Consider the following 25,326-nt stretch of genomic DNA (forward strand, 5'->3'; position numbering starts at 1 on the left):
GAGTAGAGGCCACTGGTTGTCACATCGGCGTCGCCTGGTTCAGCCCTTGACGGTGGCGAGCCAGTCGGTCAGCAGGCTGTTGACTTCGTCCGGTCGTTCCTGCTGGACCCAGTGGCCGCAGCCCTCCAGGAGGTGGGAGGCGGACAGGGCGGGAAGAGTGGTGGGGTGGGCGTCGATGGCGTCGGCCATCCAGGTGGTGGAGGCGTCCAGTGCTCCGCCGATGAACAAGGCGGGCTGTTCGATCGGGGCTCCGCGGTAGGGGGCGAGGTCTTCCCAGTCGCGGTCCATGTTGCGGTAGCGGTTGAGCGCGCCGGTCAGGCCGGTGCGCTCGAACTCCCCGGCGTAGACGTCGAGGTCGTCCTTGCCCAGCCAGGCCGGGAGGACCCCGGTGGGGAAGCGGTCGCGCAGTCGGCCACCGCCGCGGGCGACGAAGTGGGGGTCGGGCTCCCCTTGGGCAGGCATGGTGTCGGCGGACAGGGCCGCGTAGAAGCCCGCGAGCCAGCCCCGGACATCGGGCTCGATCTCCGCCTCGGCGCGGCCGGGCTCCTGGAAGTAGGAGACGTAGAACTCCTGCTCGGGGCCGCCGATCCGGTCGAAGATGCCGCTGGGGCGGGGGCCGCCGGGCGGCGCGTAGGGGACGCTCAGCAGGCCGACGGCGCGGAAGACGTCGGGGTGGAGCAGGGCGGAGGCGGAGGCGATGTTGGAGCCCCAGTCGTGGCCGACGACCACCGCGTTCTCCTCGCCGAGGGCGCGCACGACGGCGACGTTGTCCTCCACCAGGTCGAGCATCCGGTAGGCAGCTGTCGCCTCCGGCTTGGAGGAACGGCCGTAGCCCCGCACGTCGATCGCCACCGCTCGGTACCCGGCCGCGGCGAGGGCCGGGAGCTGGCGACGCCAGGAGTACCAGGACTCCGGGAAGCCGTGCACGAGCAGGACGAGCGGGCCGGTGCCCTGCTCGACCAGGTGCAGGCGTCCGGCCGGGGCCTCGACGGTGCGGTGGCGGAGCGCGGCGTTCGGTTCGGATGGCATGGGGCTTCTCCTCGGTTCGCGGGCAGGCGCGGCTACCCGTCGATCATGCGGCGCGAAGCCCACCCGACGCGATCAGCGTTGCCATCCTGGCAAACGTACAGTTGGGCGATGGGAGCGGCGCGGTCGGAAGGAACGGTCACGGTGGCAGTCGACGAAGTGGACGGCGCATTGGCGGCGATGGGGCCCAGGCTCCGAGCCGCGCGCGAGCAGCACGGCGCCACGCTCGCCGACATCAGCTGTGCGACCGGCATTTCACCGAGCACGTTGTCGCGGATCGAGACCGGTCGGCGCAAGCCCACCCTGGAGGTGGTGCTGCGGCTGGCGAAGGAGTACGGCGCCTCTCTGGACGAACTGGCCGGTACCGCGACCGTCCCGGCGGCCGAGCCGCGCACCTCGGCGCCGCCGGCCTTCGGCGACGGCAAGGTGGTGCTGCCGCTCACCCGGTACGTCGGCGGCCTGCACGCCCACAAGCATGTCCTGCCTGCCGTCGAACGGCCGCCCGCGCGGCCCCGCCAGGCCTCCCACGAGGGCTACGAGTGGCTGTGCGTCCTGTACGGGCGGCTGTGGCTCGCACTCGGTGACCAGGACCTCGTCCTGACTGCCGGAGACGCCGCCGAGTTCGACACCCGCGTCCCCCACGGAGTCGTGAACGCCGGATCCGGACCGGTCGAGTATCTGATCTTGTTCGGGCCGCAAGGGGAACGCCCACGGCCGCGCACCCCTCCGGCCGCCGGTCGCTGACCGCCGGCCTCCGCCGGCGGGAACCGGGGCCGTTGATCGTCCGGCTGGTCAGGGCCGACGAGGGCGGCGCGGCGACAGCCCTGAGGAACACCTCGCAGAGGCAAGGGGGTCAGTTGACCGGCAGCTCGTTGTTCTCCCGGCGGGAGGCTGTGCCGAGCAGCGTACGTGCGACGTCTTCCAGTGATCGGAGCAGCGGGTTGGGGTCGTCAGCGCGCGTGACGAGCACGACCTCGCAGGGATCGATGTCGATGACGGGCACCAGGGCGATGTCCTCGCGCACAGCAGCGCGTCGGTCGCCGGCGGGGAAGATCGCGACACAGTGGCCGGTGGCGATGAGTTCCAGCTTGTCCTCGTAGCTGTCGTCGATCGCGGGCGGGGGTGGTGCCGGGCGGTCGCCGACCGGCCTGGGCGTGCTCCAGACAACCGGAGTGCTGACGCAGGTCACCAGTTCCTCGTCCGACAGAGCTCGCAGGCTGACGGGTTTCCCGTTCGCCAGATGGTGACGTGCCGACATGACAAGTACCCGTGACTCCTCATGGAGCTTGGTCACCCGGAAGCTGTCCGTGGGCAAGGGCAGGGGCCCGTAGGCGACGAGGGCGTCGACCCGCCCCTCGGCGAGGGCGTGCGCGTCCCGCCAGTCGAGGTGCCGGGTGCGGACCTGGCTGTCGGGGTGCCGGCGGCGCAGTTCCTGCACACAGGCGGTGATGACCAGTCCTTCGGCGTAGCCGACGGTGATGGTACGGGGCTGGACGGCGGCTCTGGCCGTGCGCGCGGCCTGCTCGGCCTCTTGGAGCAGTACCCGGGCCCTGGGAAGGAAGGCCTGACCGGCGTCGGTGAGGCTGCTGCCCTGCGGCGAGCGGTTGAAGAGCCGGACCCCGAGCTGAGCTTCCAGCCGCTGGATCTGGCGGCTCAGCGACGGCTGCGCCAGGTGCAGCTTGGTGGCGGCCCGGCCGAAGTTGCCGTACTCCGCCACGACCGTGAAATAGCGCACCAGCCGCAGATCGACGTCCATGCGCCCAGGGTACGTCGCGCGCTGCCATGCGCCTGGGACATGACGGCATGCGGAACAGGTCTTGGACACGGTGTGCGGGTGGGTATTTGGCTGGAGGGCATGACCACTTATGAGGGCAAGAAGATCGTGATCACGGGCGGAAGCAGCGGTATCGGCCTGGCTGCGGCCCGGTTGTTCGCGGACGGTGGGGCGCACGTACTGATCACCGGCCGCACCAGGTCCACCCTGGACGCCGCGTTGGAGCAGTTGGGGAAGAAGGCGATCGCCGTCTGTAGCGACGCCGCGTCCCTGAAGGACATCGAGGCGCTGGCCGGTACGGTCCAGGAGCGGTTCGGCGCGGTGGACGCGCTGTTCGTCAACGCCGGCGTCACCGCGTCCGCGCCGTTCGACTCGACGACGGAGGAGATGTACGACGAGCTGTTCGGCATCAACGTCAAGGGCCCGTACTTCACGGTGCAGGCGTTGGCGCCGCTGTTGCGCGAGGGCAGCGGCGTGGTCCTCACCACGTCGGTGGTGAACGTCCTGGGCCTCGACGCGCTCAGTGTCTATTCGGCGAGTAAAGCAGCCCTGCGGTCGATGACGCGCACCCTGGCCCGTGAGCTGCTTCCGCGCAAGGTACGCGTCAATGCCGTGAGCCCCGGCCCGATCGACTCGGGCATCCTGGACCGCTCCTCGCTGCCCGCCGACGTCGTCGAGGCGACGAAGGACACCTACCGGAGCGCCAACCCGATGCGGCGGCTGGGGACGTCCGAGGAAGTGGCCGCCGCAGTGGCGTACTTGGCGTTCGACGCGACCTTCTCGACGGGAACGGAGTTCCCTGTCGACGGCGGGGCTTCGCAACTCTAGGGCCTGTCTCCTGGTCCTTGCCTGACAGGACGCCCGCCGGGCTTCGGCCGTCACCCGGGGGCGGTTGGGTCGTTGGTCCGGGCGTGCTGCTCCGTGAGCGCCCGCCGTAGCCGCGGGGCAGCAGCGGAAGTCGGAAACGGCCTGGAGGAGTTCGCGGTGTCCACCGTCACCAATCCGTTCACCGGGGCGTACACGCCGGTGGCCGAGGAAGTCACCGCGTTCGACCTGCCGGTCACGGGGACGCTGCCGCCCGAGCTCAACGGTCGGTACCTGCGCAACGGGCCGAACGGGATGCGGGCGGAGGACCGCCGGCCGCGGCACCTGTTCGGCGGGTACGCCATGGTGCACGGGGTGCGGCTGCTCGACGGGCGGGCCCGGTGGTACCGCAACCGGATGGTGCGCAGCGCCGCCGTGGCCGAGGCCCTGGGGGAGCGGCCGCGCTCCGGCGCCGTGCCGCGGATCGCCGACGTCGCGCCCAACACCCACGTCATCGGGCACGCGGACCGCACCTTCGCGCTGGTCGAGGGCGGCTTCCGGCCGTACGAACTCTCCTACGAGATCGAGACGGTGGGCGCGAGCGACTTCTGCGGCACGCTGCCCGAGGGGTTCGCCGCCCACCCCAAGCTGGACCCGGTCACCGGCGAGCTGCACGCCGTCACCTGGCAGCGGGACGGTGAGACGCTGCGGCATCTGGTGGTCTCCCCGCAGGGCGCCGTCGTCCGCGCCGTGGACGTCCCGGTGCCGCACCGGCCGGTGGTCCACGACATGGCGCTGACCAGGAACTTCGCCGTCGTCCTCGACCTCTCGGTGAGCCTCAGCCTGCCCGACAACCGGGCGCGCAGGACCTATCCGGCGGTCTGGGACGAGAGCCGCGGCGCGCGGATCGGGCTGCTGCCCCGCGACGGCACCGAGGTCGCCTGGTACGAGGTCGGGCCCTGCTTCGTCTTCCATGTGCTCAACGCCCACGAGGACGGCCACCGGGTCGTCATCGACGTCGTCCGCTACCCGCGGATGTTCGTCGGCGGCGCGCTGCACGGCCAGAGCAGCCCCACTCTGGACCGCTGGACCGTCGACACCGTCTCCGGGAAGGTCACCGAGACCCGCCTGGACGACCGCCCGCAGGAGTTCCCGGCGGTCAGCCCCGCGGTGGTGGGCGGCGCCCACCGCTACGGCTACTCCACCGTGACCACCGACCTGCTGGGCCACCTGGCCCGCCCGGTCGGCCTCGGCGCGCTGCCCCCGGCTGCCGACGGAGACGCGCTGATCAAGCACGACCTGCGGCGGAACTCCAGCGTGGTGCGGCAGTTCGGCGTCGGCAGCTACGCCGGCGAGGTCTCCTTCGTCCCGAGGCAGGGCGCCCGCGACGAGGACGACGGCTACCTGCTGGTCTACGTCCACGACCCCGAGCGGGGCGCGAGCGACCTGGTCGTCCTCTCCGCCGAGGACTTCACCGGCGCGCCGCTGGCCACCGTCCACCTGCCGGTGCGGGTGCCGGCCGGCTTCCACGGCAGCTGGATCCCCGACCCCGTCCGGGAGGGATGAGGGGCGCGCCGGTCGTCTGTTTTCCGCCTGCATTGCCTGTCTTCTGGCGGCGCATTACCTCGACATTACGTCTATGACGAAGCATTTCGGCCAACTTGTTGCCGTACGGGTGACGCGTTCTCAACAAAGCTGGCACTGTACCGTCCCATCACCGCAGAGACCCTTGCGGTCGCACGCGTACCGCCCGACGCGGCGAATCACGTCGGACACCGTTCCACCCGTTCGAACCACCAGCTCTACCGGGCGGCACCACCCTCGGCCGCCCGGCTGACTCCGGCCGCCCCAACCCGGCCGTCGCAGAAGGAGTTCAGTGTGACTCGATCCCCCAGGAAGACCACTGCCGCAGGCGCGTTGATAGCCGGCGCCGCGATGATCGTGGCTGCTCTGACGTCCGGTGTCGCCATCGCCGACGAGACCCCCGCCGAGGCCCCCACCGAGGTCCAGGCCATCGCCGGCGCGCTGCCGGTGCAGCTGTCACCGGAGCAGCGCGGCGAGTTGCTGGCTTCGGCGGACGCGGCGCTGGCGGAGACCACCAGGTCACTGAACCTGGGCCCGAAGGAGGCGCTGATCGTCAAGGGTGTCACCAAGGACGCCGACGGCACCCTGCACACCCGCTACGAGCGGACCTTCGACGGACTGCCGGTCCTCGGCGGCGACCTGGTCGTCCACACCGCCGCGGACGGCTCCACGAAGGGCGTCACCAAGGCCACCGAGGCGGACATCGCCGTCGACACCACCGCCAAGGAGAGCGCCGACTCGGCGAAGGGCCTCGCGCTCGACAGTGCCGGGAGCGCGAAGGTCGCGGAGCCGGCGGCCGACGACGCCCGCAAGGTGGTCTGGGCCGCGTCCGGCACCCCGCGACTCGCGTGGGAGACGATCGTGACGGGCACGCAGGAGGACGGCACGCCGTCCGAGCTGCACGTCATCACCGACGCGAACTCCGGCAAGAAGATCTTCGAGTACCAGGGCATCGAGACCGGCGTCGGCAACAGCAAGTACTCCGGCCAGGTCACCATCGGCACCTCGGCGGCCGGCGGCGGCTTCGCGATGACCGACAACACCCGCGGCGGCCACAGCACCTACGACCTGAACGGCACCACCGGCTCCACCAAGAAGCTGTTCACCAACCCGACCGACACCTGGGGCGACGGCACCGTCGCCAACCGGCAGACGGCCGCCGTGGACGCCGCCTACGGCGCCCAACTCACCTGGGACTACTACAAGAACGTCCACGGCCGCAACGGCATCAAGGACGACGGCGTCGGCGCCTACACCCGGGTCCACTACGGCAAGAACTACGTCAACGCGTTCTGGTCCGACAGCTGCTTCTGCATGACGTACGGCGACGGCGCGGGCAACGTCAAGCCGCTGACCTCCATCGACGTCGGCGCCCACGAGATGACCCACGGCGTCACCTCCGCCACCGCGGGCCTGATCTACAGCGGCGAGTCCGGCGGCCTGAACGAGGCCACCTCCGACATCATGGCCGCCGCCATCGAGTTCTGGGCGGGCAACTCCGAGGACCAGGGCGACTACCTGGTCGGCGAGAAGATCGACATCAGGGGCGACGGCACCCCGCTGCGCTACATGGACAAGCCCTCCAAGGACAGCCGCTCCAGGGACTACTGGTCGGCGGACCTCGGCTCCGTCGACGTGCACTACTCATCCGGCCCGGCCAACCACTGGTTCTACCTGGCCTCCGAGGGCAGCGGCGCCAAGACCGTCAACGGCGTGGCCTACGACTCCCCGACCTCCGACGGCCTGCCGGTGACCGCCATCGGCCGGGACGCGGCCGCCAAGATCTGGTACCGGGCGCTCACCACCTACATGACCTCGTCGACCAACTACGCGGCGGCCCGCACCGCCACCCTCCAGGCCGCCGCCGACCTGTACGGGCAGACCAGCGCGACCTACATGAACACCGCCAACGCCTGGGCGGCCATCAACGTCGGCCCGCGCGTCGTCGACGGCCTCCTGATGGACCCCGTCGCCGGCCAGATCACCGCGATCGGCGCCTCCGCCGATCTCCAGATCAAGGCCGTCAACTTCAACCCCGGCATCGTCACCTACCACGCGACCGGCCTCCCCGAGGGCCTGACGCTCCACCCGGTCACCGGCCGCGTCACCGGCGTCCCGGCCCGTACCGGCACGTACACGGTCACCGTCACCGCCAAGGCCTCCCACCACAGCAGCCTCGCGACGACGTTCACCTGGAAGGTCTCCCGGGGCATCTACACGAACTCCACCCCCCTGCCGATCCCGGACGGGGGCCCGGCGGTCTTCTCGGACATCGTCGTCGACCGGATCCCGGGCCAGGCGCCGAGCGACCTCAAGGTGGCCGTGGACATCAAGCACACCTGGCGCGGTGACCTGGTCATCGACCTGGTCGGCCCGGACGGCACGGTGTACTCGCTGAAGAAGGGCAACCTCGGCGACTCGGCCGACAACGTCATCGAGACCTACACGGTGGACGCCTCCGCCCAGCCCGCCAACGGCACCTGGCGGCTCCGGGTGCAGGACACGTACCGCAGCGACTCGGGCCGCCTCGACGGCTGGAAGCTCATCTTCTGACCGCGTCCGCGCTGAGCGCTGAGCGCTGAGCACTGAGCGCTGAGTACTGACCACTGAGCTGATCCGGTCGGCGAAGGCAACCACTTCGTCGGCCGGATCACCTCGGAAGGAGGGGCCGCGGCGGCGGACGGGCGGCGTCATCCCGACGGGACCAACGGGCCGGTCTCGTACCCGGCTTGTGGAATCCCGCAACGGGGCGGAGCCGGACCGGTGGCCGGGCCGGGCCGGGCGCGTGGGGCGGGCCGCGTAGATTGCCGGGCATGAGGACCTCCGAACCGCTCAGCCCGGTCTCCCGCACCGCCCTGTCCGTCGCCCGGGTGCGGGCGTACGAGAGCTCCCGTCCCGACCCGCTCTTCGTCGACCCGTACGCCGCCGCGTTCGTCACCGCCGCCGGCCTCGAACCGGGCCCCACCCGCCCGGACAGCGCACTCGCCAGGGCCCTCGTCGCCCACGGCATCCTGCGGACCCGCTTCTACGACGACCGGCTGCTCGCCGCCGGCGCCGACCAGGTCGTGCTGCTGGCGGCGGGCCTGGACACCCGGGCGTACCGGCTGGACTGGCCGGACGGCACCCGGGTGTTCGAGATCGACCTGGCCCCGGTGCTGGCCTTCAAGGCGCAGGTCCTGGACGGGCTCGGCGCCGTGCCGCGCGCGGAGCGCACCGCCCTGCCCTCCGACCTGCTGGAAGCGCGGTGGCCCGAGCGGCTGGTCGCGGCCGGGTTCGACCCGGCGAGGCGCTCGGTCTGGCTCGCCGAGGGCCTGCTGGTCTACCTCACGGCCGAGGAGGCGGCCGCACTGCTCACGGCCGTGACCGGGCTGGCGGCCCCGGGCAGCCGGCTGCTGGTGGAGCAGGGCGGGGACCTGAGCCGCGTGCCGCACGACCCGGCGCTCGCCCGGCTGACCGGGCTGTGGCGGGGCGGGCTCGGCCCGGGCACCGACGGGTGGCTCGACGGGCACGGCTGGACCACCGGGATCACCCCGCTCGTCCGGATCGGGGAGGCCTACGGGCGCCCGCTCCCGGACCTCTCCGCCACGAGGGCCTTCATCGAGGCGCAGCGGCGCACCGCGCACTGACGTCCCGGCAGGCCGCACCGGACCCACTGCCCGGCCGGTCACACCGGACGGGCCGGCCGCGGCGGCCAGGTGTCCGGCGCCAGGACGCCGGTGGCGTACGCCCGGGCGACCAGGGCGGTGCGGTTGGGGACGCGCCAGCGCCGGGTGAGCCGGGCCAGGTGGTAGTTGACCCCGTCCGGGGTGACACCGATCTCCCGGGCGATCTGCGCCGTGGTGTCGCCCCGGGCCGCCGCGGCCAGGATCCGGGCCTCGACCGGGCTGACCTCGGCCTGCGGGCCGGGCGGAGCGGCCGCGCCCGCCGGCGCCGCCTGCAGCGACAGCAGCATGCTCGGGGTCTGCTCCGGAGTGTCGCCGACCAGGGCGACGGTCATCTCGCCGTACCGCTCGCGGCCGTCCACGGGTGTCCAGGAGACCCGCGCCGGGTACTGCGAGCGCCGGTGCAGCCGGACGGCCTCGGCGAGGGCCTCCAGGGTGCCGGTGTCCCGCAGGGTGAAGAACTCCAGGATCCTGCGGTTGTGCAACTGGCCTGGCAGACGGCCGAATTCGGCCGCCATCGCACGGTTGACGATCAGGATCTTCCCGCCGAACTCGCACACCGCGATCGGCAGCGGCATGTGGTCCAGCAGCCGCAGTGCCCGGTTGCGCCAGATCACCGCCGCCTCTCGCGGGTCGTCCGGCACCGGGCCGCAGCCCTCGGTCGTCCTCATCCGTGTTTCTCCTTCCCCGGGGCCATGACTGACGGTCCGTGGGCAAGCCCGCGACACCCCCGGGGACTACACAATCATGTAGTGATCGGGACCGGGCCTCCCGCCCGATGGGCGCACAGTGGTGGAAGCAGAAAGTTTCCTGCCGTGGGAGGGGCACAGCGATGACCGAGACCGTCGAGACCGTGGAGAGCACGACCGAGGACGAGCGGGGAGGCGGGGCCGCGGCCCGGGCCGTCCCCCTGGTGGACATCTCGTCGATGCCGCCGGTCGCCGCCCCGGTGCTGCGCATCATGGAACTGGCCAGAGAGCACGGCCCGGCGTACGTCCAGCGGCTGTACGGCCGGGACCTCCTGATCGTCAGCGGCCTGGAGCTGGTCGAGGAACTGGCCGACGAGGCCCGCTTCACCAAGTCGATCAGCCCGACGCTGGAGCTGGTGCGGCTGTTCACCGGCGACGGCCTGTTCACCGCCTACAACGACGAGCCCAACTGGGCCCGGGCGCACGACATCCTGATGCCGGCCTTCGCGCTCGGCTCGATCCGCACCTACCACCCGGTGATGCTGAGGGTGGCCCGCCGGCTGCTCGACTCCTGGGACCGCCGGGAGGCCGCCGGGCTGCCGGTGGACGTGCCCGGCGACATGACCCGGATGACCCTGGACACCATCGGACTGGCCGGCTTCGGCTTCGACTTCGGCTCCTTCGAGCGGGACGAGCCGCACCCCTTCGTCGAGGCGATGGTGCGCTGCCTGAACTGGGCGATGACCAAGCTGACCCGGGACCCGGACGCCGACCACCGCGAGCGCGACGAGGCGTTCCGGGCCGACGCCGCCTACCTGGCCGGCGTGGTGGACGAGGTGATCGCCGCCCGCGCCGGGGAGGACGTCCAGGGCCCGGCCGAGGACCTGCTCGGCCTGATGCTCGGCGCGGTCCGGCCCTCGGACGGCTCCCGGCTGGACGCCGAGAACATCCGCAACCAGGTGATCACCTTCCTGATCGCCGGCCACGAGACCACCTCCGGCGCGCTCTCCTTCGCCCTGTACTACCTGCTCAAGAATCCGGTCGTGCTGCGCCAGGTGCAGCGCGAGGTGGACGAGTTGTGGGGCGACCGGACCGATCCGGAGCCCTCCTACGAGGACGTCGGACGGCTGCGCCACACCCGCCAGGTGCTCAACGAGGCGCTGCGGCTGTGGCCGACGGCGCCCGCGTTCAACCGGGAGGCCCGCGAGGACACCCTGCTCGGCGGCCGCATCCCGCTGCGGGCCGGGGAGACGGTCGTCGTCACCACGCCGATGCTGCACCGCGACCCGGCATGGGGCGACAACCCGGAGCTGTTCGACCCGTCCAGGTTCGACCCCGAGCGGGAGGAGGGCCGCTCCCCGCACGCCTTCAAGCCCTTCGGGACCGGCGAACGCGCCTGCATCGGACGGCAGTTCGCGCTGCACGAGGCCGTCATGCTGCTCGGCATGGTGGTCCACCGCTACCGGCTGATCGACCACGCCGACTACCGGCTGAGCATCAAGCAGACGCTCACCATCAAGCCCGACGGGTTCACCCTCGGCCTCGCCCGGCGCACCCCCGCCCCGGCGCCCGCCTCCGCCTCCTCCGCCGCTTCCCCCCTCGCCACCGCCGCGCCGGCCACCGGCCTCCCCGGGCGGGTCCGCCAGGGCACCGGGCTGCTGCTCCTGCACGGCTCCAACTACGGCGCCTCCCGGGAGCTCACCCGGCAGCTCGCGGAGGCCGCCGCCGACCTCGGCTGCGAGACCGCGGTCGCCCCGCTGGACGCGTACGCGGACGGGCTGCCCACCGACCGGCCGGTGGTGATCACCGCCGCCTCCTACAACGGGCAGCCGACGGACGACGCGGCCCGGTTCTTCCGCCGCCTCCAGGGTGACCCGGAGTCCGGCGAGAGCCCAGCGGCCGACGGCGTCGAGTACGCGGTCCTCGGCATCGGCGACCGCACCTACGCCGCGACCTACCAGCGCGTCCCGGCGCTGATCGACGACCGGCTCGCCGCGCTCGGCGGCACCCGGCTGCTGGCCCGCGCCGAGGCCGACGCCTCGGGCGACCTGGCCGGCACCGTACGGCAGTTCACCGAGGCGCTGTGCGAGACCCTGCTGGCGCGCTACGGGGACGCCGACGCACCCGCCGCGGCGCAGCCGGAGGCCGCCTACTCGGTGACCGAGGTGACCGGCGGCCCGCTGGCGGCGCTGGCCGCCCGGCACGACATGGCGGAGCTGACCGTCACCGCCGTCGGCAGCCTGACCGACCCGGCCTACCACCGGGTCAAGCGGCTGGTGCGGCTGGCCCTGCCGGAGGGCGCCGAATACCGGACGGCGGACCACCTCACCGTGCTCCCGGCCAACGACCCGGCGCTGGTGGAGCGCGCCGCCAAGCTGTTCGGCGCCACCCCGGACACGGTGCTGTCGGTCGTGGCGCACCGGCGCACCGGTCTGGCCTTCGACCGTCCGCTGACGGTGCGCGAGCTGCTCACCCGCCACGTCGAGCTGCAGGACCGCCCGAGTGCCGAGCAGCGCGCCGTGCTGGCCGCGCTCAACCCCTGCCCGCCCGAGCAGGCCGCCCTGCGGGCGCTGCCCGAGGACGACCCGCGCACCCTGCTGGACCTGATCGAGGACCACCCGGCGCTGCAGGAGCGGCTCACCTGGCCGGTGCTGCTGGAGCTGCTGCCGCCGATGCGGCCGCGGCACTACTCGATCTCCTCCTCGCCCGCCGGCGACCCGCGCCAGGTGGAGCTGATGGTCTCGGTGCTCAGCGGGCCGGCCCGCTCGGGCCGGGGCACCTTCCGCGGCTGCGGCTCCGGCTACCTCGACCGGGTGGCCGTCGGCGACACCGTGCTGGCCCGGGTCCGGCCCTGCCGGGAGGCGTTCCGGATCGGCCACCGCACCCCGGTGGTGATGATCGCGGCCGGCACCGGCCTGGCGCCGTTCCGGGGTGCCGTCGCCGACCGCCGGGCGCTGCTCGCCGAGGGCGCCGACCTCGCCCCGGCGCTGCTGTACTTCGGCTGCGACGACGAGGCGGCGGACTACCTGCACCGCGGCGAGCTGGAGAGCGCCGAGCGGGCCGGGGCGGTCTCGCTGCGGCCCGTCTTCAGCGAGCGGCCCCGGCACGGGCGGCGTTTCGTGCAGGACCGGATCGCCGCCGAGGCGGCCGAGGTGTGGGAGCTGCTGGAAGCCGGCGCCGAGGTGTACGTGTGCGGCGACGGCGCCCGGATGGCGCCGGGCGTTCGGGAGGCCTTCCGGACGCTGTACCGGGAGCGCACCCCGGGCGCCGACGAGCAGCGCGCCCAGGCCTGGCTGCAGGGGCTGACCGAGGCCGGGCGGTACGTCGAGGACGTGTACGCGGGCTGACCGGCCGCCCCCGGACAGGCCTGTGGGCCCACCGCACCCGGTGCGGTGGGCCCACGGGCGTCGGGTCAGTACACGCTGACCTGGTACGCGGAGAGCGCCGCGTTGACGGGCTGGTAGAAGGTCGTCCCGCCCGAGGTGCAGTTGCCGCTGCCGCCCGAGGTGAGGCCGAGCGCCTTGGTGCCGTCGAACAGCGGGCCGCCCGAGTCGCCGCCCTCGGCGCAGACGTTGGTCTGGATCAGGCCGCTGACGATGCTGCCGTCGGAGTAGCGCACGGTGGCGTTGAGGCCGGTGACGGTGCCGCCGTGGGTGCCGGTGGTCGAGCCGGTGCGCTTGACCGCCTCGCCGACGAAGGCGTTCGGGGCGGAGGTGAAGCCGCCGGGGTTGCTGAGGGCGCTGTTGTCGTAGCGGACCAGCGCGTAGTCGTGGCCGGGGAAGGTCGAGCTGACGGTCGGGCCGATCCGGGTGGTGTGGTTGAGATCGGTGTACCAGTCGGGGGCGACGTTGCCGCAGTGCCCGGCGGTGAGGAAGTAGTGGGTGCTGCCGCTCACCACATTGAAGCCGAGCGAGCAGCGGTACTGGCCGCCGTAGATGGCGTCGCCGGCGGCGACCAGCGGGGCGAACACGCCGGGGACGCGGTGGACGTCGACGGTGGGCGCGTCGGGTCCGACGGCGCTCATCAGCTTGGCGAGCGCGAGCGGGGTGACGGTGCTGTCGGCGGTCACCACGACGCGTCCGGCGGTCTCGTCGACGTACCAGGCGGTGCCGTTGACCTCGGCTTTCAGGATGGTGTCGCTGATCGCCGAGAGCTGTTCCGGTTTGGCGGTGCCGACGGGACCGGTGGCGGCGGCGACCGGCGTGGCGACCGCCGTGGCGGTGAGCAGGCCGAGGGCCGCGGCGAGCAGGCGGAAGCGGCGCGTGGTGCCGGTGCGGGCGGTGGTGCGCATGGTCCTCACCGATGTCCTCCTGAAGGGGTGACGGCCCTGAGGGTTGGGGCCGTGAAGCGCGGTCAGGCGGTGGGCGGACCCCGGCCGGTGCTCTCCGGAAGCACGACGGATGATCTGCTCCTGACAGGCGCTGACCGGAAGTATGAGGAAACGGACCGTTCGGTACAAGCTTTCTGATGGGGTGTCGGCGGACCCGCGGGCCCCGGGGTGACCTCGCGGATCCGCCGTTCGGAGGCCCCTACCGGGCGGGCACCGGCTCGGGGCCGGTGAGCCGCCGGCCCCGGTGGAGGGCGTGCAGCGAGAGCGCGCATATCACCCCGAGGGCGCACAGCGCCAGCCAGGGGAGCGCGGCCAGCCCGGCCGCGCGGGCGGCGTCCAGGGCCGCGCCGGTCAGCAGGTTCCCCACGGTGATGCCGATCCCGCAGACGGTGTTGTAGAGCCCGTAGTGGGTGGCGACCAGGCGGTCCCCGGAGAGCCGGACCACGGTGTCCATCTCGAACGGGTAGGCCAGCATCGTGCCCAGGGCCAGCAGGAACGCGGCCAGCGCCGGCGGCCCGGCGGCGAGCGCCCAGCGCCCGGGGCCGGCGCCGGGGACGGGCAGCGCCGAGGCGGCGAGCAGCGGCAGGAACGCCGAGCCCATCACGGCCACCCCCGCGACCAGGGCGGTGCCCGGCGCGATCCGCGCCCGGCACCAGGCCGTCACCCGGGTCTGGAGGACGATCGTGCCCAGCCCGGACACCACGAACAGCGCCGCCGTCGCCACCGTCCCGCCGGTGCCGTCGCCGCCCAGCCGGCGGACCTCCAGCGGCAGCGCCAGGTACACCTGGAAGGACAGCACGTACGAGCCGGTCATCGCGCCCGCGAAGAGCAGGAACGGGCGGTTGGCCAGCACCCCGCGCCACTGCGCGAGGACACCAGTGCGCTCCGGGCCCCCGACCGGCCCGTCGCCACGGCGGGCCGGCAGCGAACGGATCTGCACCGCGCTGAGCACCGCGAACACCCCGGCCGCGACCAGGCAGGTGGAGCGGAAGTCCACCGCGGTCAGCGCCATGCCCACCAGCGGGCCGAGCAGGATGCCCGCCTGGTAGAAGACGTTGAACAGCGCGAACGCGGCCACCCGCTGCTCGCCCGCGTCCCGTGCCAGGTACGCCCGGACGGCCGGGTTGAACAGCGCCCCGGCCAGGCCGGTGGCCGCCGAGGCCGCGACCAGGGCGGGCAGCGAGGAGGAGAGGCCGAGCGCGGCGAAGCCGGCGGTGCGCAGCAGGCAGCCCGCCACGATCAGCGGCTTGTAGCCGAACCGGTCGGCCAGCGTGCCGCCGACCAGGAACATGCCCTGCTGGGTGAAGTTGCGCACCCCGAGCACCAGCCCGACCGTCCAGCCGGCCAGTCCCAGGCTCCCGGACAGGTGGGCGGCCAGGTAGGGCATCAGCATGTAGAAGCCCAGGTTGATGGTGAACTGGTTGACCATCAGCAGCCGGACGCTGCGCTCGTGGCCGCGGAACTGGGCGGTCAGCTCCCTCACTCGGCACCGCCGCAGGTGCTCGCCAGGGTCAGCGGGTCGACCACCTCGGCGCAGCGGGTCCAGCGGGTCACCTCCCGTTCGTCCGGCCGGGCGAGTTCGTCCGGTTCGTCGGCCGGCGGGCGGTCGAGCAGGTCGTGCGCGGCGCCGTACTCGTCGTCGTAGACGGTGCCGAGGTAGCGCTGCGGCCCGTCCGGGAAGACCGCGGCGATCCGGGTGCCGGCGGGCTGGGTGCGGGCCAGCCAGCCGGCCACCAGGGCGACCGCGCCGACGCTCCAGCCGCCGGTGGCGTAGTGCGAGGCGGCCAGCCGGCGGCAGGTCCAGACGGCCTCGGCCGGAGCGACCCAGTGGACCTCGTCGAAGGTGCGGTAGGCGACGTTGCGCGGGTAGATGCTGGAGCCGAGGCCGCGCATCAGCCGGGTGCGGGCGGGCTGGCCGAAGATCGTGGAGCCGACGGTGTCCACCCCGACCACCCGCAGGCCCGGGTAGAGCTGACGCAGCACCCGGGAGGTGCCGGCCGAGTGCCCGCCGGTGCCGACGCTGCACACCAGGACGTCCAGGTGGCCCAGCTGGGCGGCGAGTTCGAGCGCCAGCGGGGTGTAGGCGGTGGTGTTGTCGGGGTTGTTGTACTGGTCGGGGCACCACGAGCCGGGGTGGCGGGCCAGCAGCTCGGCCACCCGGTCGCGCCGGGCCTGCTGCCAGCCGCCGCTCGGGTGCGGGCTGGCGACCGTCCGCACCTCGGCGCCGTACGCGGTGAGCAGCCTGGTCATGGCCGGCTCCAGACCGGGATCGGTGACCAGTGTGACCGGGTGCCGGTACACCATGCCGGCCAGCGCGAGGCCCAGGCCCAGGGTGCCGCTGGTGGACTCCACGATCCGGCCGCCCGGAGCCAACTCGCCCCGGGCCCTCGCGCGTTGGACCATGTGCAGGGCCGGGCGGTCCTTGATGCCGCCGGGGTTGAAGCCCTCCAGCTTGGCCCAGAAGCCGCGGCCCGCCGGGGCGAGCGGCTCGCCGATCCGCAGGACCGGGGTGTTGCCGACCAGGCCGCCGAGGGCCGGGTGGTCGTCCGTGTGATGGGTGAGGGACGTCATGTCGCGTCTCCTGTCGGGAGGTTGGCGGAAGTTCGGCGGTTCGGACGAAAACCGGACCGGCTATATCCGCCACCGACCGGTGACCAGCAGCGGGCCTCTCGGCCCGGGCGCACGGGCGGCGCGCACGACGGCCGCCGCAGGATGCCGCGTCGGAAGAGCCGCCCGGCCGTCGCCGTTGACGGCCAAGGGGCAGGGCGCGGGAACGCAGACGGAGCGGACGGACCGGGACGGCCGCTGCGTGGGAACGGCGGCCTCCCCGACCGCGCAGTGCAGCTCCGGGGATCCGGAGGAGGAATCGTGCGGATCGACCGGGCCGCTCACCCCGGCCGGATGGAACTGCCGGGCGTCGAAGTGCTGCTGGGCGCAGCCGACGGGCAGCAGGGAGAACAGGCCGAGCAACAGCGCGGCCAGGAGCCTGATCGGCATGACGGGACTCCGCGCGGCCGCGCGACGGCGGCAGCGGATCGGCGAGGACAGGGGGCGGACGCGGGCAGCGCGCACCGGCCCGCACCGCGAGGCGGGCGTGGCGGGGCGCGGCCCGGAGGCCGGTCTAGATCCTCAGCAGGGCGATCCGGTGCGGGAGTTCGGGCACGCCGGCCTCGGCGCTCCCGGCTGTCGGCGCCACCCGGCCGGGCGCCGGTGCGACGTCCCCGAGGGCGGGCTGGACGGCGACGGCCGACCGGGCGGCGTCGGCGCGGGGAGCGTCCTCGGGCTTGCCGGACAGGCACTCGCCGCCGGGGTGGTCGGCGTCCTCGTCGTGCTCCTGGTGCTGCGCGGGCAGGGTGGGCTGCGGGGCCTGTGGGGTCTGCTGGGCCTGCGGGCCGTCGTCCGTCGGTACGGCCTGTTCGGTCTGTTCGTTCTGGGCGGACCAGACGATCCGGATCGGATCGGTGTGCCCGGCGCCGTTCTCGACGCCGAACCCGTGCGCCGCGAACACGGCCGCCAGCAGGGCGCCCAGCCAGAACAGCCGTGCCGCCACCCCTCGGGGGCGGGCGCGTCGTGTGCGCAACGGAGACCGGGCGGTGACCATGCCGTGATCCTAGCCCGACTTCCTGCTCCGCCATAGCGTGCCTCAGTTGATGTGATGAATCGTCAACTGGCGTCGCCGTGGAGCGGAGGGTGGTGCCCGGTCACCCGGCGGAGGCCCGCTCCCAGGCGAGCGCCTGGTCCCTGGTGAGCCGCCATACCAGTTCCTCGCCGGTTTCGCTGGGGGCGAGCGCCTCGGCGGGGCGGCGCCGGTGCTCGGTGAAGCCGAGGCGGGCCGGTACGGCGCCGCTGGCCCGGTTGGCCGGGTCGTGCACGATCTCGACGCACTCCACCCCTGGCAGGCGGAAGGCCTCGACGGCCAGGGCCCGCGCGGTCCGGGTGGCCAGCCCGTGCCCGGTCGCGGCCGGGTGCAGCCAGTAGCCGATCTCGCGGGCCTCGGCCGGGGTGTCGTCGCGGCGGAACAGGTCGCAGGCGCCGACGATCGCGCCGTCCCGCACGATCGCGTAGGTGAAGTCCCGTCCGCTCGCCCAGAGTTCGGCGCGGCCGGCGAGGAACTCGGCGGTCTTGGCGCGGCTGTGCTCGGCCACCCAGGGCATCCAGGGCCGCAGGTGCTCCAGTGACTCCTCGATGGCGGCGAAGTACTCGGGCAGGTCCGACTCGCCGTCGAAACGGCGCAGGACGCCCCCGTCCAGGGCGATGACGTGCGGTGGATGGTTCATGGCGGAAGGATGGTCCGTGCGCCCTTCGCCCGGCAACGGGTTTTGGCGGGGCCCGGCAACCGGCCTTGACGGGGACGGACGCGGCTCAGCTCCGGGCGGCGTGCCCCGGCGTGCGGCCGGCCCGGGGGCGGTCGCCCGGCGGGGTGAGCCGGTGCAGGAGGACGGCCGCCTCGCGGTCGGTGACCTCGTGGAACTCGCCGTACCAGGGCCCGGCGGCGTGCGCGTAGCGGGGCAGGTGGAGGCAGACCACCGCGTCCGCGTCGTGGCGCAGGTCGGCCGCGACCCGGGCGTCGCCGACCGGCGCGGCGAGGATCAGTCGCTCCGGCCGGTCGGCGGCCAGGGCGTGGAGGGCCGCGCGGGTGGTGAGGGCGTCGGTCAGTCCGTCGGAGACCAGGAGGGCGGTGCGGCCCTGCAGCGGCAACCGGTTCCGGCCCTGGCGGTACAGCGCCTCGCGGCGGTGCACCTCGACCCGCTCGCGCTTGACGCTCGCGCCCAGCTCGGCCGCGGTGACGCCCAGGCTCCGCAGGGTGTACCGGTCGAACAGCGGTGGGTCACCGTCGGCGATCGCGCCGACCGGACGGTCGTGGCCGCGCACGGCCAGCGGCCGGACCACGGTGGCGTCGAGTGGGGCGCCCAGGGCCTCGGCGACCTCGGCGGCCACCGGCAGCCCGCCGGGCGCGAGCCCGAGGACCACCACCCCGCCATCGGGCGGCCCGTCCAGCAGCGGGGCGAGCCTGCGGGCCAGTTGGTGTCCGGCGGTGCTGCGGTCGAGGAATATCACGGGCCTGTCCTTGTCCTCCAGGTGTCCGAGCGCCCCGGTCGGGGCCAGGGTCTGTCTCCAAGGGGCGGTACGAACCGGCGAGCGGCCCACGGGCCCCGCCACAGGGCGGATTCCCGGTCGCGGCGGGCTCTAACACCCGGGGCGCGAATCAGGGCGAACCGGGGCGGGCGATCCGGTGATCCGGGGGCGCGAATCAGGGTGATCCGGGGGCGCGGACCGGGACCTGCGACGCGATGCGTCCGTCCCGGCGGGTGTGTCCCGGTGGCGTTGGGGCAGGCGCGCAGGCATGGACGGTCGACGAACGGTGCCCCCGCCCGTACCCGCGGTGCTCACGGGTACGGCGGTCCGCGCGGCCCGGCACGGTGCGCGCGATGATGGTCGGGACGGCGCCCCGCCGTCCTCACCGTCCCCGTCGCACCGGGAGCGAGCCATGGCAGGGTCACCCGAGCACGAGCCCGCCGGCCAGGACGGCCCGGGGCGGGGCAGCCCGGGTGGGAACGGCGGCGGCGAGTTGGCGTCCGGCGATCTGCGCGTCGCGGTGGGCGACCGCGGCCCGGTCCGGATCGTCACCGTCGCCGGGGAGCTGGACCACGACAGCGCGGACGGGCTGCGCGCCGTGCTGGCCCGCCCGCCGTCGGCGGCGGGCATCGAGCGGATCGTGGTCGACCTCGCCGGCCTGCGGTTCTGCGACTCGACCGGGCTGAACGTCCTGCTGCGCGCCCGGCTGGATGCCGAGGCGGCCGGGCTGCGGCTGGAAGTGGCCGGTCCCCTCCCGCTGGTGGCGCGGCTGTTCGCGATCACCGGGGCCGACGGCGTGCTGAGCGTCCACCCCGACCTCCGCACGGCGCTGGCGGCCTCCGGTGAGGGCCCCACCGGGCCCGGCGCCCCGCCCGAGCCGAGCTGAGGAGGCAGGCCGTGAACCGCCCCGGGAACAGTGGCCCGCCAGGCCGGGAGGAGACCAGGCGACTGGTGCTGGGCGGCATCGCCGGCGCGGTGCAGCGAAGCCGCGAGTTCAGCCGGCGGGCGCTGGTGTCCTGGCACTGGCTACCGGCCGTCGACGAGAACCGGCGGGCCGCGGCCGAGGACGTCCTGCTGATGGTCTCCGAGCTGGTCACCAACGCCTGTCTGCACGCCCCCGGCGGCCCGCGCGAGCTGCGGCTCCACTGGGACGGCGCCCGGCTGCGCGTGGAGGTCGCGGACGCCAGCCCCGTCCCGCCGCGGCTGCGCCCGTCCGCCGCGACGAGTCGGCCGGGCGGCCACGGGCTGCGGGTGGTGGACCGGCTCGCCGCCGCCTGGGGCTCCCGGCCCGAGGACGGCGGGAAGCAGGTCTGGCTGGAGGTGTCGCGCCCGCCGGCCCTGACGGTCGCCGGTGCGGACGGGGACAGGGCGTCGGGGCGGTCGGACTGGGGCTGATCGCCGCCCTTCGCGTCGCGCCGTCCTCGCGTCCTCCTCGCTGCGTCCTCCTCGCTGCGTCCCTTCGCGCCGTCCGGAAGGGGTTTCCGGCGCCCCGCAGCGGATAACCGCGTGGATGTGGGAGCGCCGGTCGCGAACCGGCGCGGGATCCGGGCGGCGCGAGCGGCCGGACGGAGCGAGAGGAGCGCGCAGCCATGACGCAGCGCCGGTCGAACTACGGGGGCCCGGTTGCCGACCGGTCCGAGGAGCTCACCATCGAGAGCCGGCCGTGGGCCCTGGGCACCGTGCTGGTGCTGCTCGGCGAACTGGACCTCGATTCGGTGGCCGCTCTGCGGTCCGCCCTCGACCGGGCCCTCGCCGAGCCGGCCACCGTGGTGGTGGTGGACTGCGCCGGGCTGGAGTTCTGCGACTCCACCGGGCTCAACGTCCTGCTGCGCGCCAAGGCCAGGGCCGAGGTGGACGACAGCCGGATCGAGCTGGCCCGGCCGCGGCCGCTGATCCTGCGGATGCTCGAACTCACCGGCGCCACGGATGCCTTCCCGATCCGCGAGACCGTCCCGGGCTGAGGCACTGACGCACTACGGCGCCGGGGCCCGCCGGCCCCGGCGCCGCAGTGCGGGGCCTCCTCCCCACGTGTCACCCCCGGCCTGCGGTGGCAGAGTGGGAGCAGGGCGGCGGCCCGCCGCCCTCGGTGCCGAGGTGCCCGGACGGCGCACCCCGGCCGTGCGAGCGATCCGGACGGTGGACGGATGGACGAGCACCCGGTAGCCGGAGCCCCCGCGTCCGACCCGGCTGAGCAGGCGCTGCGGCAGCTGCTCGCCGGGCTGACCGCCGTGCGCGACGGGGACTTCCGCATCCGGCTCTCCCCGGACCGGCCGGGGGTGCTGGGGGAGATCGCCGCGGTCTTCAACGGCATGGCCGACCAGCTGGCCCGGGTGACTTCCGAGGTGACGCGGGTGGCCCGGGAGGTCGGCACCGACGGGCGGCTCGGCGGCCAGGCGCAGGTGCCGGACGCGACCGGGACCTGGCTGGAGCTGACCGACGCGGTCAACGCGATGGCCGGCAACCTGACCTGGCAGGTGCGCAACATCGCCCAGGTGACCACGGCGGTGGCCCGCGGCGACCTCACCCAGAAGATCGAGGTGGACGCGCGGGGCGAGATCCTGGAGCTCAAGAGCACCGTCAACACCATGGTGGACACCCTGTCCTCGTTCGCGGACGAGGTGACGCGGGTGGCCCGGGAGGTCGGCAGCGAGGGCCGGCTCGGCGGCCAGGCGCAGGTGCCGGGCGTCGCCGGGACGTGGCGCGACCTCACCGACTCGGTGAACGCGATGGCGGGCAACCTGACCTGGCAGGTGCGCAACATCGCCCAGGTGGCGACCGCCGTCGCCGAGGGGGACCTCACCCAGAAGATCTCGGTCGCCGCCCGTGGGGAGATCCTGGAGCTCAAGACGACCATCAACACCATGGTCGACCAGCTGTCCTCGTTCGCCGCCGAGGTGACCCGGGTGGCCCGGGAGGTCGGCACCGAGGGCCGGCTCGGCGGCCAGGCGGACGTCCGGGACGTCTCCGGCACCTGGCGGGCGCTGACCGAGTCCGTCAACGTCATGGCCGACAACCTCACCGCCCAGGTCCGCTCGATCGCCGAGGTGACCACCGCCGTCGCGAAGGGCGACCTGACCCAGAAGATCCGGGTCGACGCGCGCGGCGAGATCCTGGACCTGAAGGAGACCATCAACACGATGGTCGACCAGCTGTCCTCGTTCGCGGACGAGGTGACGCGGGTGGCCCGGGAGGTCGGCACCGCCGGGAACCTGGGCGGCCAGGCCACCGTCCGGGGCGTCTCCGGGACATGGAAGGACCTCACTGACAACGTCAACGTGATGGCCTCCAACCTGACCGGCCAGGTCCGCTCGATGTCCGAGGTGGCGACGGCGGTGGCACGCGGCGACCTCTCCCGGAGGATCACCGTCGAGGCCAAGGGCGAGGTGGCGGCCCTCGCCGACGCCATCAACACCATGGTGGACACCCTCTCCGTCTTCGCCGACGAGGTCACCAGGGTGGCGCGCGAGGTCGGCACCGAGGGCATCCTGGGCGGCCAGGCCCGGGTGCCCAACGTCGCCGGGACCTGGAAGGCGCTCACCGACAACGTCAACTTCATGGCGCACAACCTGACCAGCCAGGTGCGCAACATCGCCCAGGTCACCACCGCCGTCGCCGACGGCGACCTGACCCGCAAGATCGACGTGGACGCGCGGGGCGAGATCCTGGAGCTCAAGACCACCGTCAACACCATGGTCGACCAGCTGTCCTCGTTCGCCGCCGAGGTGACCAGGGTGGCCCGGGAGGTCGGCAGCGAGGGCCGGCTCGGCGGGCAGGCCCGGGTGGAGGGCGTCTCCGGCACCTGGAAGCGGCTCACCGAGAACGTCAACGAGCTGGCCGGCAACCTGACCCGGCAGGTCCGGGCGATCGCCGAGGTCACCAGCGCCGTCGCGGCCGGGGACCTGACCCGCTCGATCAGCGTGGACGCCTCCGGCGAGGTCGCCGACCTCAAGGACAACATCAACGCGATGGTCGGATCGCTGCGCGAGACCACCCGGGCCAACCTGGAGCAGGACTGGCTCAAGAGCAACCTGGCCCGCTTCTCCGCCGCCATCCAGGCCCGGCGGGACATCCGCGCCGTCGCCCGGATGATCACCGACGAGCTGACCCCGCTGGTCGGCGCCCAGTACGGCGCGTTCTTCCTCGCCGAGGAGGGCGCGGACGGCACCGAACTCGCCCTGATCAGCGCCTACGGCCGCCCGGAGGGGGAGCACCTGCGGCTGCGCCTCGGGGAGTCCCTGGTCGGGCAGGCCGCCCGGACCAGGCGGACCGTCGCCGTCGACGACCTGCCGCCCGGCTACGCAACCGTCTCCTCGGGCACGGGCGGTACCGACGTCCGCTCGGTGGTCATCCTGCCGATCGCCCTGGAGGAGTGGCTGATCGGCGTGATGGAGTTCGCCTCCGTCCACCCGTTCACCCAGGTGCACCGCGACTTCCTGGGCCAGTTCGCCGAGGCCTGCGGGGTCAACCTCGGCAACCTGCTGGCCAACGCCCGCACCGACGAGCTGCTCGGCGAATCCCAGCGGCTCACCGCCGAACTCCAGTCCCGGTCCGAGGAGTTGCAGGACGGGCAGGAGGAACTGCGGCGCTCCAACGCCGAGTTGGAGGACAAGGCCGCACTGCTCGCCCAGCGCAACCGGGACATCGAGGCGAAGAACCTGGAGATCGAGCAGGCCCGTCAGGAACTGGAGGAACGGGCACGGGAGTTGACCCGCACCTCGATGTACAAGTCGGAGTTCCTGGCCAACATGAGCCACGAGCTGCGCACCCCGCTGAACAGCCTGCTCATCCTCGCCCAGCTGCTCGCCGAGAACAGCGGCGGCAACCTCACCCCCAAGCAGGTCGAGTACGCGGGCGTGATCCACTCGGCCGGCACCGACCTGCTCCAGCTCATCAACGACATCCTCGACCTCTCCAAGGTGGAGGCCGGGAAGATGGAACTCGCCATCGAGTCCTTCACGCTGCGGGAACTGCTGGAGTACGTGGAGTCCGGGTTCCGGCCGCTGGCCGACCAGAAGGGGCTCGCCTTCGAGGTGTCCGTCGACCGGGCCGTGCCGGAGCGGATCGTCACCGACCAGGCGCGGCTGCGCCAGGTCCTGCGCAACCTGCTCTCCAACGCCGTCAAGTTCACCGACACCGGCCGGGTCGAGCTACGGATCGAACGCGTCGAGGAGGCGGAACTGCCGCCCGGACTCGGCCGGACCCACGCCGCGGTGGCCTTCCACGTGGACGACACCGGGATCGGCATCGACCCGGACCACCTGGACACCATCTTCGGCGCCTTCCAGCAGGCCGACGGCTCCACCGCGCGGCGCTACGGCGGCACCGGCCTCGGGCTGTCGATCAGCCGGGAGCTCGCCCGGCTGCTCGGCGGCACCATCACCGTCCGCTCCGCGGCGGGGCAGGGCAGCCGGTTCACGCTGTACCTGCCGCTGGGCGCGCAGGCGACGGCGGGCGGGGACTCCGCGGCGGACGGGGCCGAGGCGCGGGTCCTGGTGGTGGAGCCCGACCCGCCGGGGCTGCTCACCCAGCTCGCCCGGGCGGCGGTCGGGGCCCTGGCGAGCTCGCCGGGCGGCGCGTCGCCGCCGGGCGGTGCCTCCTCGCCGGGCGGTGCCTCCTCGCCGGGCGGTGCCTCCTCGCCGGGTGGTGCGTCGGAGGTCGGGACGGCGGAGGCGGTGCGGGTCGACGGGGTGGGCGACGAGGCCGGGCTGCGGGCCGCGCTCACCAGCGGGCCGTACCGGTGCGTCCTGCTGGACCTGGTCGCCTCCGCGGACCTCGCCCCGCTGCTTGGCGAACTCGCGGCGGGCGGCACACCGGTGCTCGGGTACGGGCCCGGCGGCGCGCCGCCCGAGGGCGTCGAGCAGGTCGGCGGACTGGACGAGCTGCGGGTGCGGGTGATCCGGGCACTCGGCGGCGAGCCTCCCGCGCCCGTCGAACGGCCCCCCACGGCCCCGGCCCCGGCGGGACCGCTCGCCGGACGGACCGTACTGATCGTCGACGACGACATCCGCAACGTCTTCGCGCTCACCGCCGCCCTGGAACGGCACGGGCTGAGCATCCTGCACGCCGCCGACGGCCGCGCCGGGCTCGACCTGCTGCGCAGCCACCCGGAGACCGACCTGGTGCTGATGGACGTGATGATGCCCGGAATGGACGGCTACGCGGCCATCGCGGCGATCCGCGACGACGCGCGCTTCGAGCGGCTGCCGGTCGTCGCCGTCACCGCCAAGGCCATGCCCGGCGACCGGGACCGCAGCCTGGCCGCCGGTGCGGACGACCACGTCACCAAGCCGGTCGACACCGACCGGCTGCTGGAGCGGATGCGGGACTGGCTGGGCGCGTCATGACCGATCCTCGGCATGGGGGAACCGCGGCCCGGCGCGC

At 73.6% G+C, this 25,326-nt stretch carries 20 protein-coding genes; 10 read left to right on the top strand and 10 right to left on the bottom strand.

The annotated features are described in order from the left end of the window. Positions 1–39: 39 nt before the first annotated feature. On the bottom strand, positions 40–1,029 hold the full coding sequence (locus ACZ5OX_RS20870) for an alpha/beta fold hydrolase (protein ID WP_465631825.1): 990 nt from the start codon (positions 1,027–1,029) through the stop codon (positions 40–42). A 141-nt stretch (positions 1,030–1,170) separates the two neighbouring features. Between ACZ5OX_RS20870 and ACZ5OX_RS20875 the strand changes: the two genes are divergently transcribed. After that, positions 1,171–1,770, top strand: a complete 600-nt coding sequence (locus ACZ5OX_RS20875) for a helix-turn-helix domain-containing protein (protein ID WP_465631827.1) — start codon at positions 1,171–1,173, stop codon at positions 1,768–1,770. Positions 1,771–1,879: 109 nt separating this feature from the next. Here ACZ5OX_RS20875 and ACZ5OX_RS20880 read toward each other — a convergent pair whose 3' ends face one another. Further along, complete coding sequence (locus tag ACZ5OX_RS20880) at positions 1,880–2,782, bottom strand: LysR family transcriptional regulator (protein ID WP_465631828.1); 903 nt, start codon at positions 2,780–2,782, stop codon at positions 1,880–1,882. Positions 2,783–2,881: 99 nt separating this feature from the next. On the opposite strand from ACZ5OX_RS20880, the gene ACZ5OX_RS20885 reads away from it, so the two are divergent. From ACZ5OX_RS20885 to ACZ5OX_RS20900, 4 genes are all read left to right on the top strand, one after another. Next, positions 2,882–3,628, top strand: coding sequence for an SDR family oxidoreductase (locus ACZ5OX_RS20885; RefSeq protein WP_465631829.1), 747 nt, complete (start codon positions 2,882–2,884; stop codon positions 3,626–3,628). A gap of 156 nt (positions 3,629–3,784) precedes the next feature. Beyond that, positions 3,785–5,170: a carotenoid oxygenase family protein gene (locus tag ACZ5OX_RS20890; protein WP_465631831.1), complete on the top strand. Its 1,386-nt coding sequence runs from the start codon at positions 3,785–3,787 to the stop codon at positions 5,168–5,170. Positions 5,171–5,539: 369 nt separating this feature from the next. Then, a complete protein-coding gene (locus tag ACZ5OX_RS20895) occupies positions 5,540–7,741 on the top strand; it encodes a M4 family metallopeptidase (protein ID WP_465631899.1) in 2,202 nt (733 codons plus the stop codon). Between the two features lie 260 nt (positions 7,742–8,001). Next, positions 8,002–8,814, top strand: a complete 813-nt coding sequence (locus tag ACZ5OX_RS20900) for an SAM-dependent methyltransferase (protein WP_465631833.1) — start codon at positions 8,002–8,004, stop codon at positions 8,812–8,814. Positions 8,815–8,852: 38 nt separating this feature from the next. On the opposite strand, the gene ACZ5OX_RS20905 is transcribed toward ACZ5OX_RS20900, so the two are convergent. Beyond that, entirely contained in the window at positions 8,853–9,521 is a 669-nt protein-coding gene (locus ACZ5OX_RS20905) for a helix-turn-helix transcriptional regulator (protein ID WP_465631835.1), read from the bottom strand. Between the two features lie 161 nt (positions 9,522–9,682). Here ACZ5OX_RS20905 and ACZ5OX_RS20910 point away from each other — a divergent pair, with 161 nt between their 5' ends. Then, positions 9,683–12,886, top strand: a complete 3,204-nt coding sequence (locus ACZ5OX_RS20910; RefSeq protein ID WP_465631836.1) for a bifunctional cytochrome P450/NADPH--P450 reductase — start codon at positions 9,683–9,685, stop codon at positions 12,884–12,886. A gap of 65 nt (positions 12,887–12,951) precedes the next feature. Here the strand turns inward: ACZ5OX_RS20910 and ACZ5OX_RS20915 are convergent, their stop codons facing one another. The 7 genes from ACZ5OX_RS20915 to ACZ5OX_RS20945 all read right to left on the bottom strand — a co-directional run bounded on the left by ACZ5OX_RS20915 (position 12,952) and on the right by ACZ5OX_RS20945 (position 18,927). Then, positions 12,952–13,839, bottom strand: a complete 888-nt coding sequence (locus ACZ5OX_RS20915) for a S1 family peptidase (RefSeq protein WP_465631838.1) — start codon at positions 13,837–13,839, stop codon at positions 12,952–12,954. A gap of 229 nt (positions 13,840–14,068) precedes the next feature. Next, positions 14,069–15,298, bottom strand: coding sequence for an MFS transporter (locus tag ACZ5OX_RS20920; protein ID WP_465631901.1), 1,230 nt, complete (start codon positions 15,296–15,298; stop codon positions 14,069–14,071). Between the two features lie 50 nt (positions 15,299–15,348). Continuing rightward, on the bottom strand, positions 15,349–16,440 hold the full coding sequence (locus ACZ5OX_RS20925; protein ID WP_465631840.1) for a PLP-dependent cysteine synthase family protein: 1,092 nt from the start codon (positions 16,438–16,440) through the stop codon (positions 15,349–15,351). A gap of 60 nt (positions 16,441–16,500) precedes the next feature. Next, complete coding sequence (locus ACZ5OX_RS20930) at positions 16,501–16,866, bottom strand: hypothetical protein (RefSeq protein WP_465631842.1); 366 nt, start codon at positions 16,864–16,866, stop codon at positions 16,501–16,503. 124 nt (positions 16,867–16,990) lie between these two features. Continuing rightward, complete coding sequence (locus tag ACZ5OX_RS20935) at positions 16,991–17,470, bottom strand: hypothetical protein (RefSeq protein WP_465631844.1); 480 nt, start codon at positions 17,468–17,470, stop codon at positions 16,991–16,993. A gap of 100 nt (positions 17,471–17,570) precedes the next feature. Then, positions 17,571–18,146 (bottom strand): GNAT family N-acetyltransferase, encoded by a 576-nt coding sequence (locus ACZ5OX_RS20940; protein ID WP_465631845.1) that lies wholly within the window; start codon positions 18,144–18,146, stop codon positions 17,571–17,573. 85 nt (positions 18,147–18,231) lie between these two features. Next, the gene (locus tag ACZ5OX_RS20945) at positions 18,232–18,927 is read right to left on the bottom strand and encodes a phosphoribosyltransferase (protein ID WP_465631847.1); all 696 of its coding nucleotides are present in this window, start codon (positions 18,925–18,927) and stop codon (positions 18,232–18,234) included. 430 nt (positions 18,928–19,357) lie between these two features. On the opposite strand from ACZ5OX_RS20945, the gene ACZ5OX_RS20950 reads away from it, so the two are divergent. The 4 genes from ACZ5OX_RS20950 to ACZ5OX_RS20965 all read left to right on the top strand — a co-directional run bounded on the left by ACZ5OX_RS20950 (position 19,358) and on the right by ACZ5OX_RS20965 (position 25,289). After that, entirely contained in the window at positions 19,358–19,831 is a 474-nt protein-coding gene (locus ACZ5OX_RS20950; protein ID WP_465631849.1) for an STAS domain-containing protein, read from the top strand. An 11-nt stretch (positions 19,832–19,842) separates the two neighbouring features. Further along, on the top strand, positions 19,843–20,340 hold the full coding sequence (locus ACZ5OX_RS20955; RefSeq protein ID WP_465631851.1) for an ATP-binding protein: 498 nt from the start codon (positions 19,843–19,845) through the stop codon (positions 20,338–20,340). Between the two features lie 194 nt (positions 20,341–20,534). Further along, positions 20,535–20,906, top strand: a complete 372-nt coding sequence (locus ACZ5OX_RS20960) for an STAS domain-containing protein (protein ID WP_465631853.1) — start codon at positions 20,535–20,537, stop codon at positions 20,904–20,906. A gap of 183 nt (positions 20,907–21,089) precedes the next feature. Beyond that, complete coding sequence (locus ACZ5OX_RS20965) at positions 21,090–25,289, top strand: HAMP domain-containing protein (RefSeq protein WP_465631855.1); 4,200 nt, start codon at positions 21,090–21,092, stop codon at positions 25,287–25,289. Positions 25,290–25,326 lie beyond the last annotated feature (37 nt).

The organism is Kitasatospora sp. NPDC032121 (assembly GCF_055580145.1).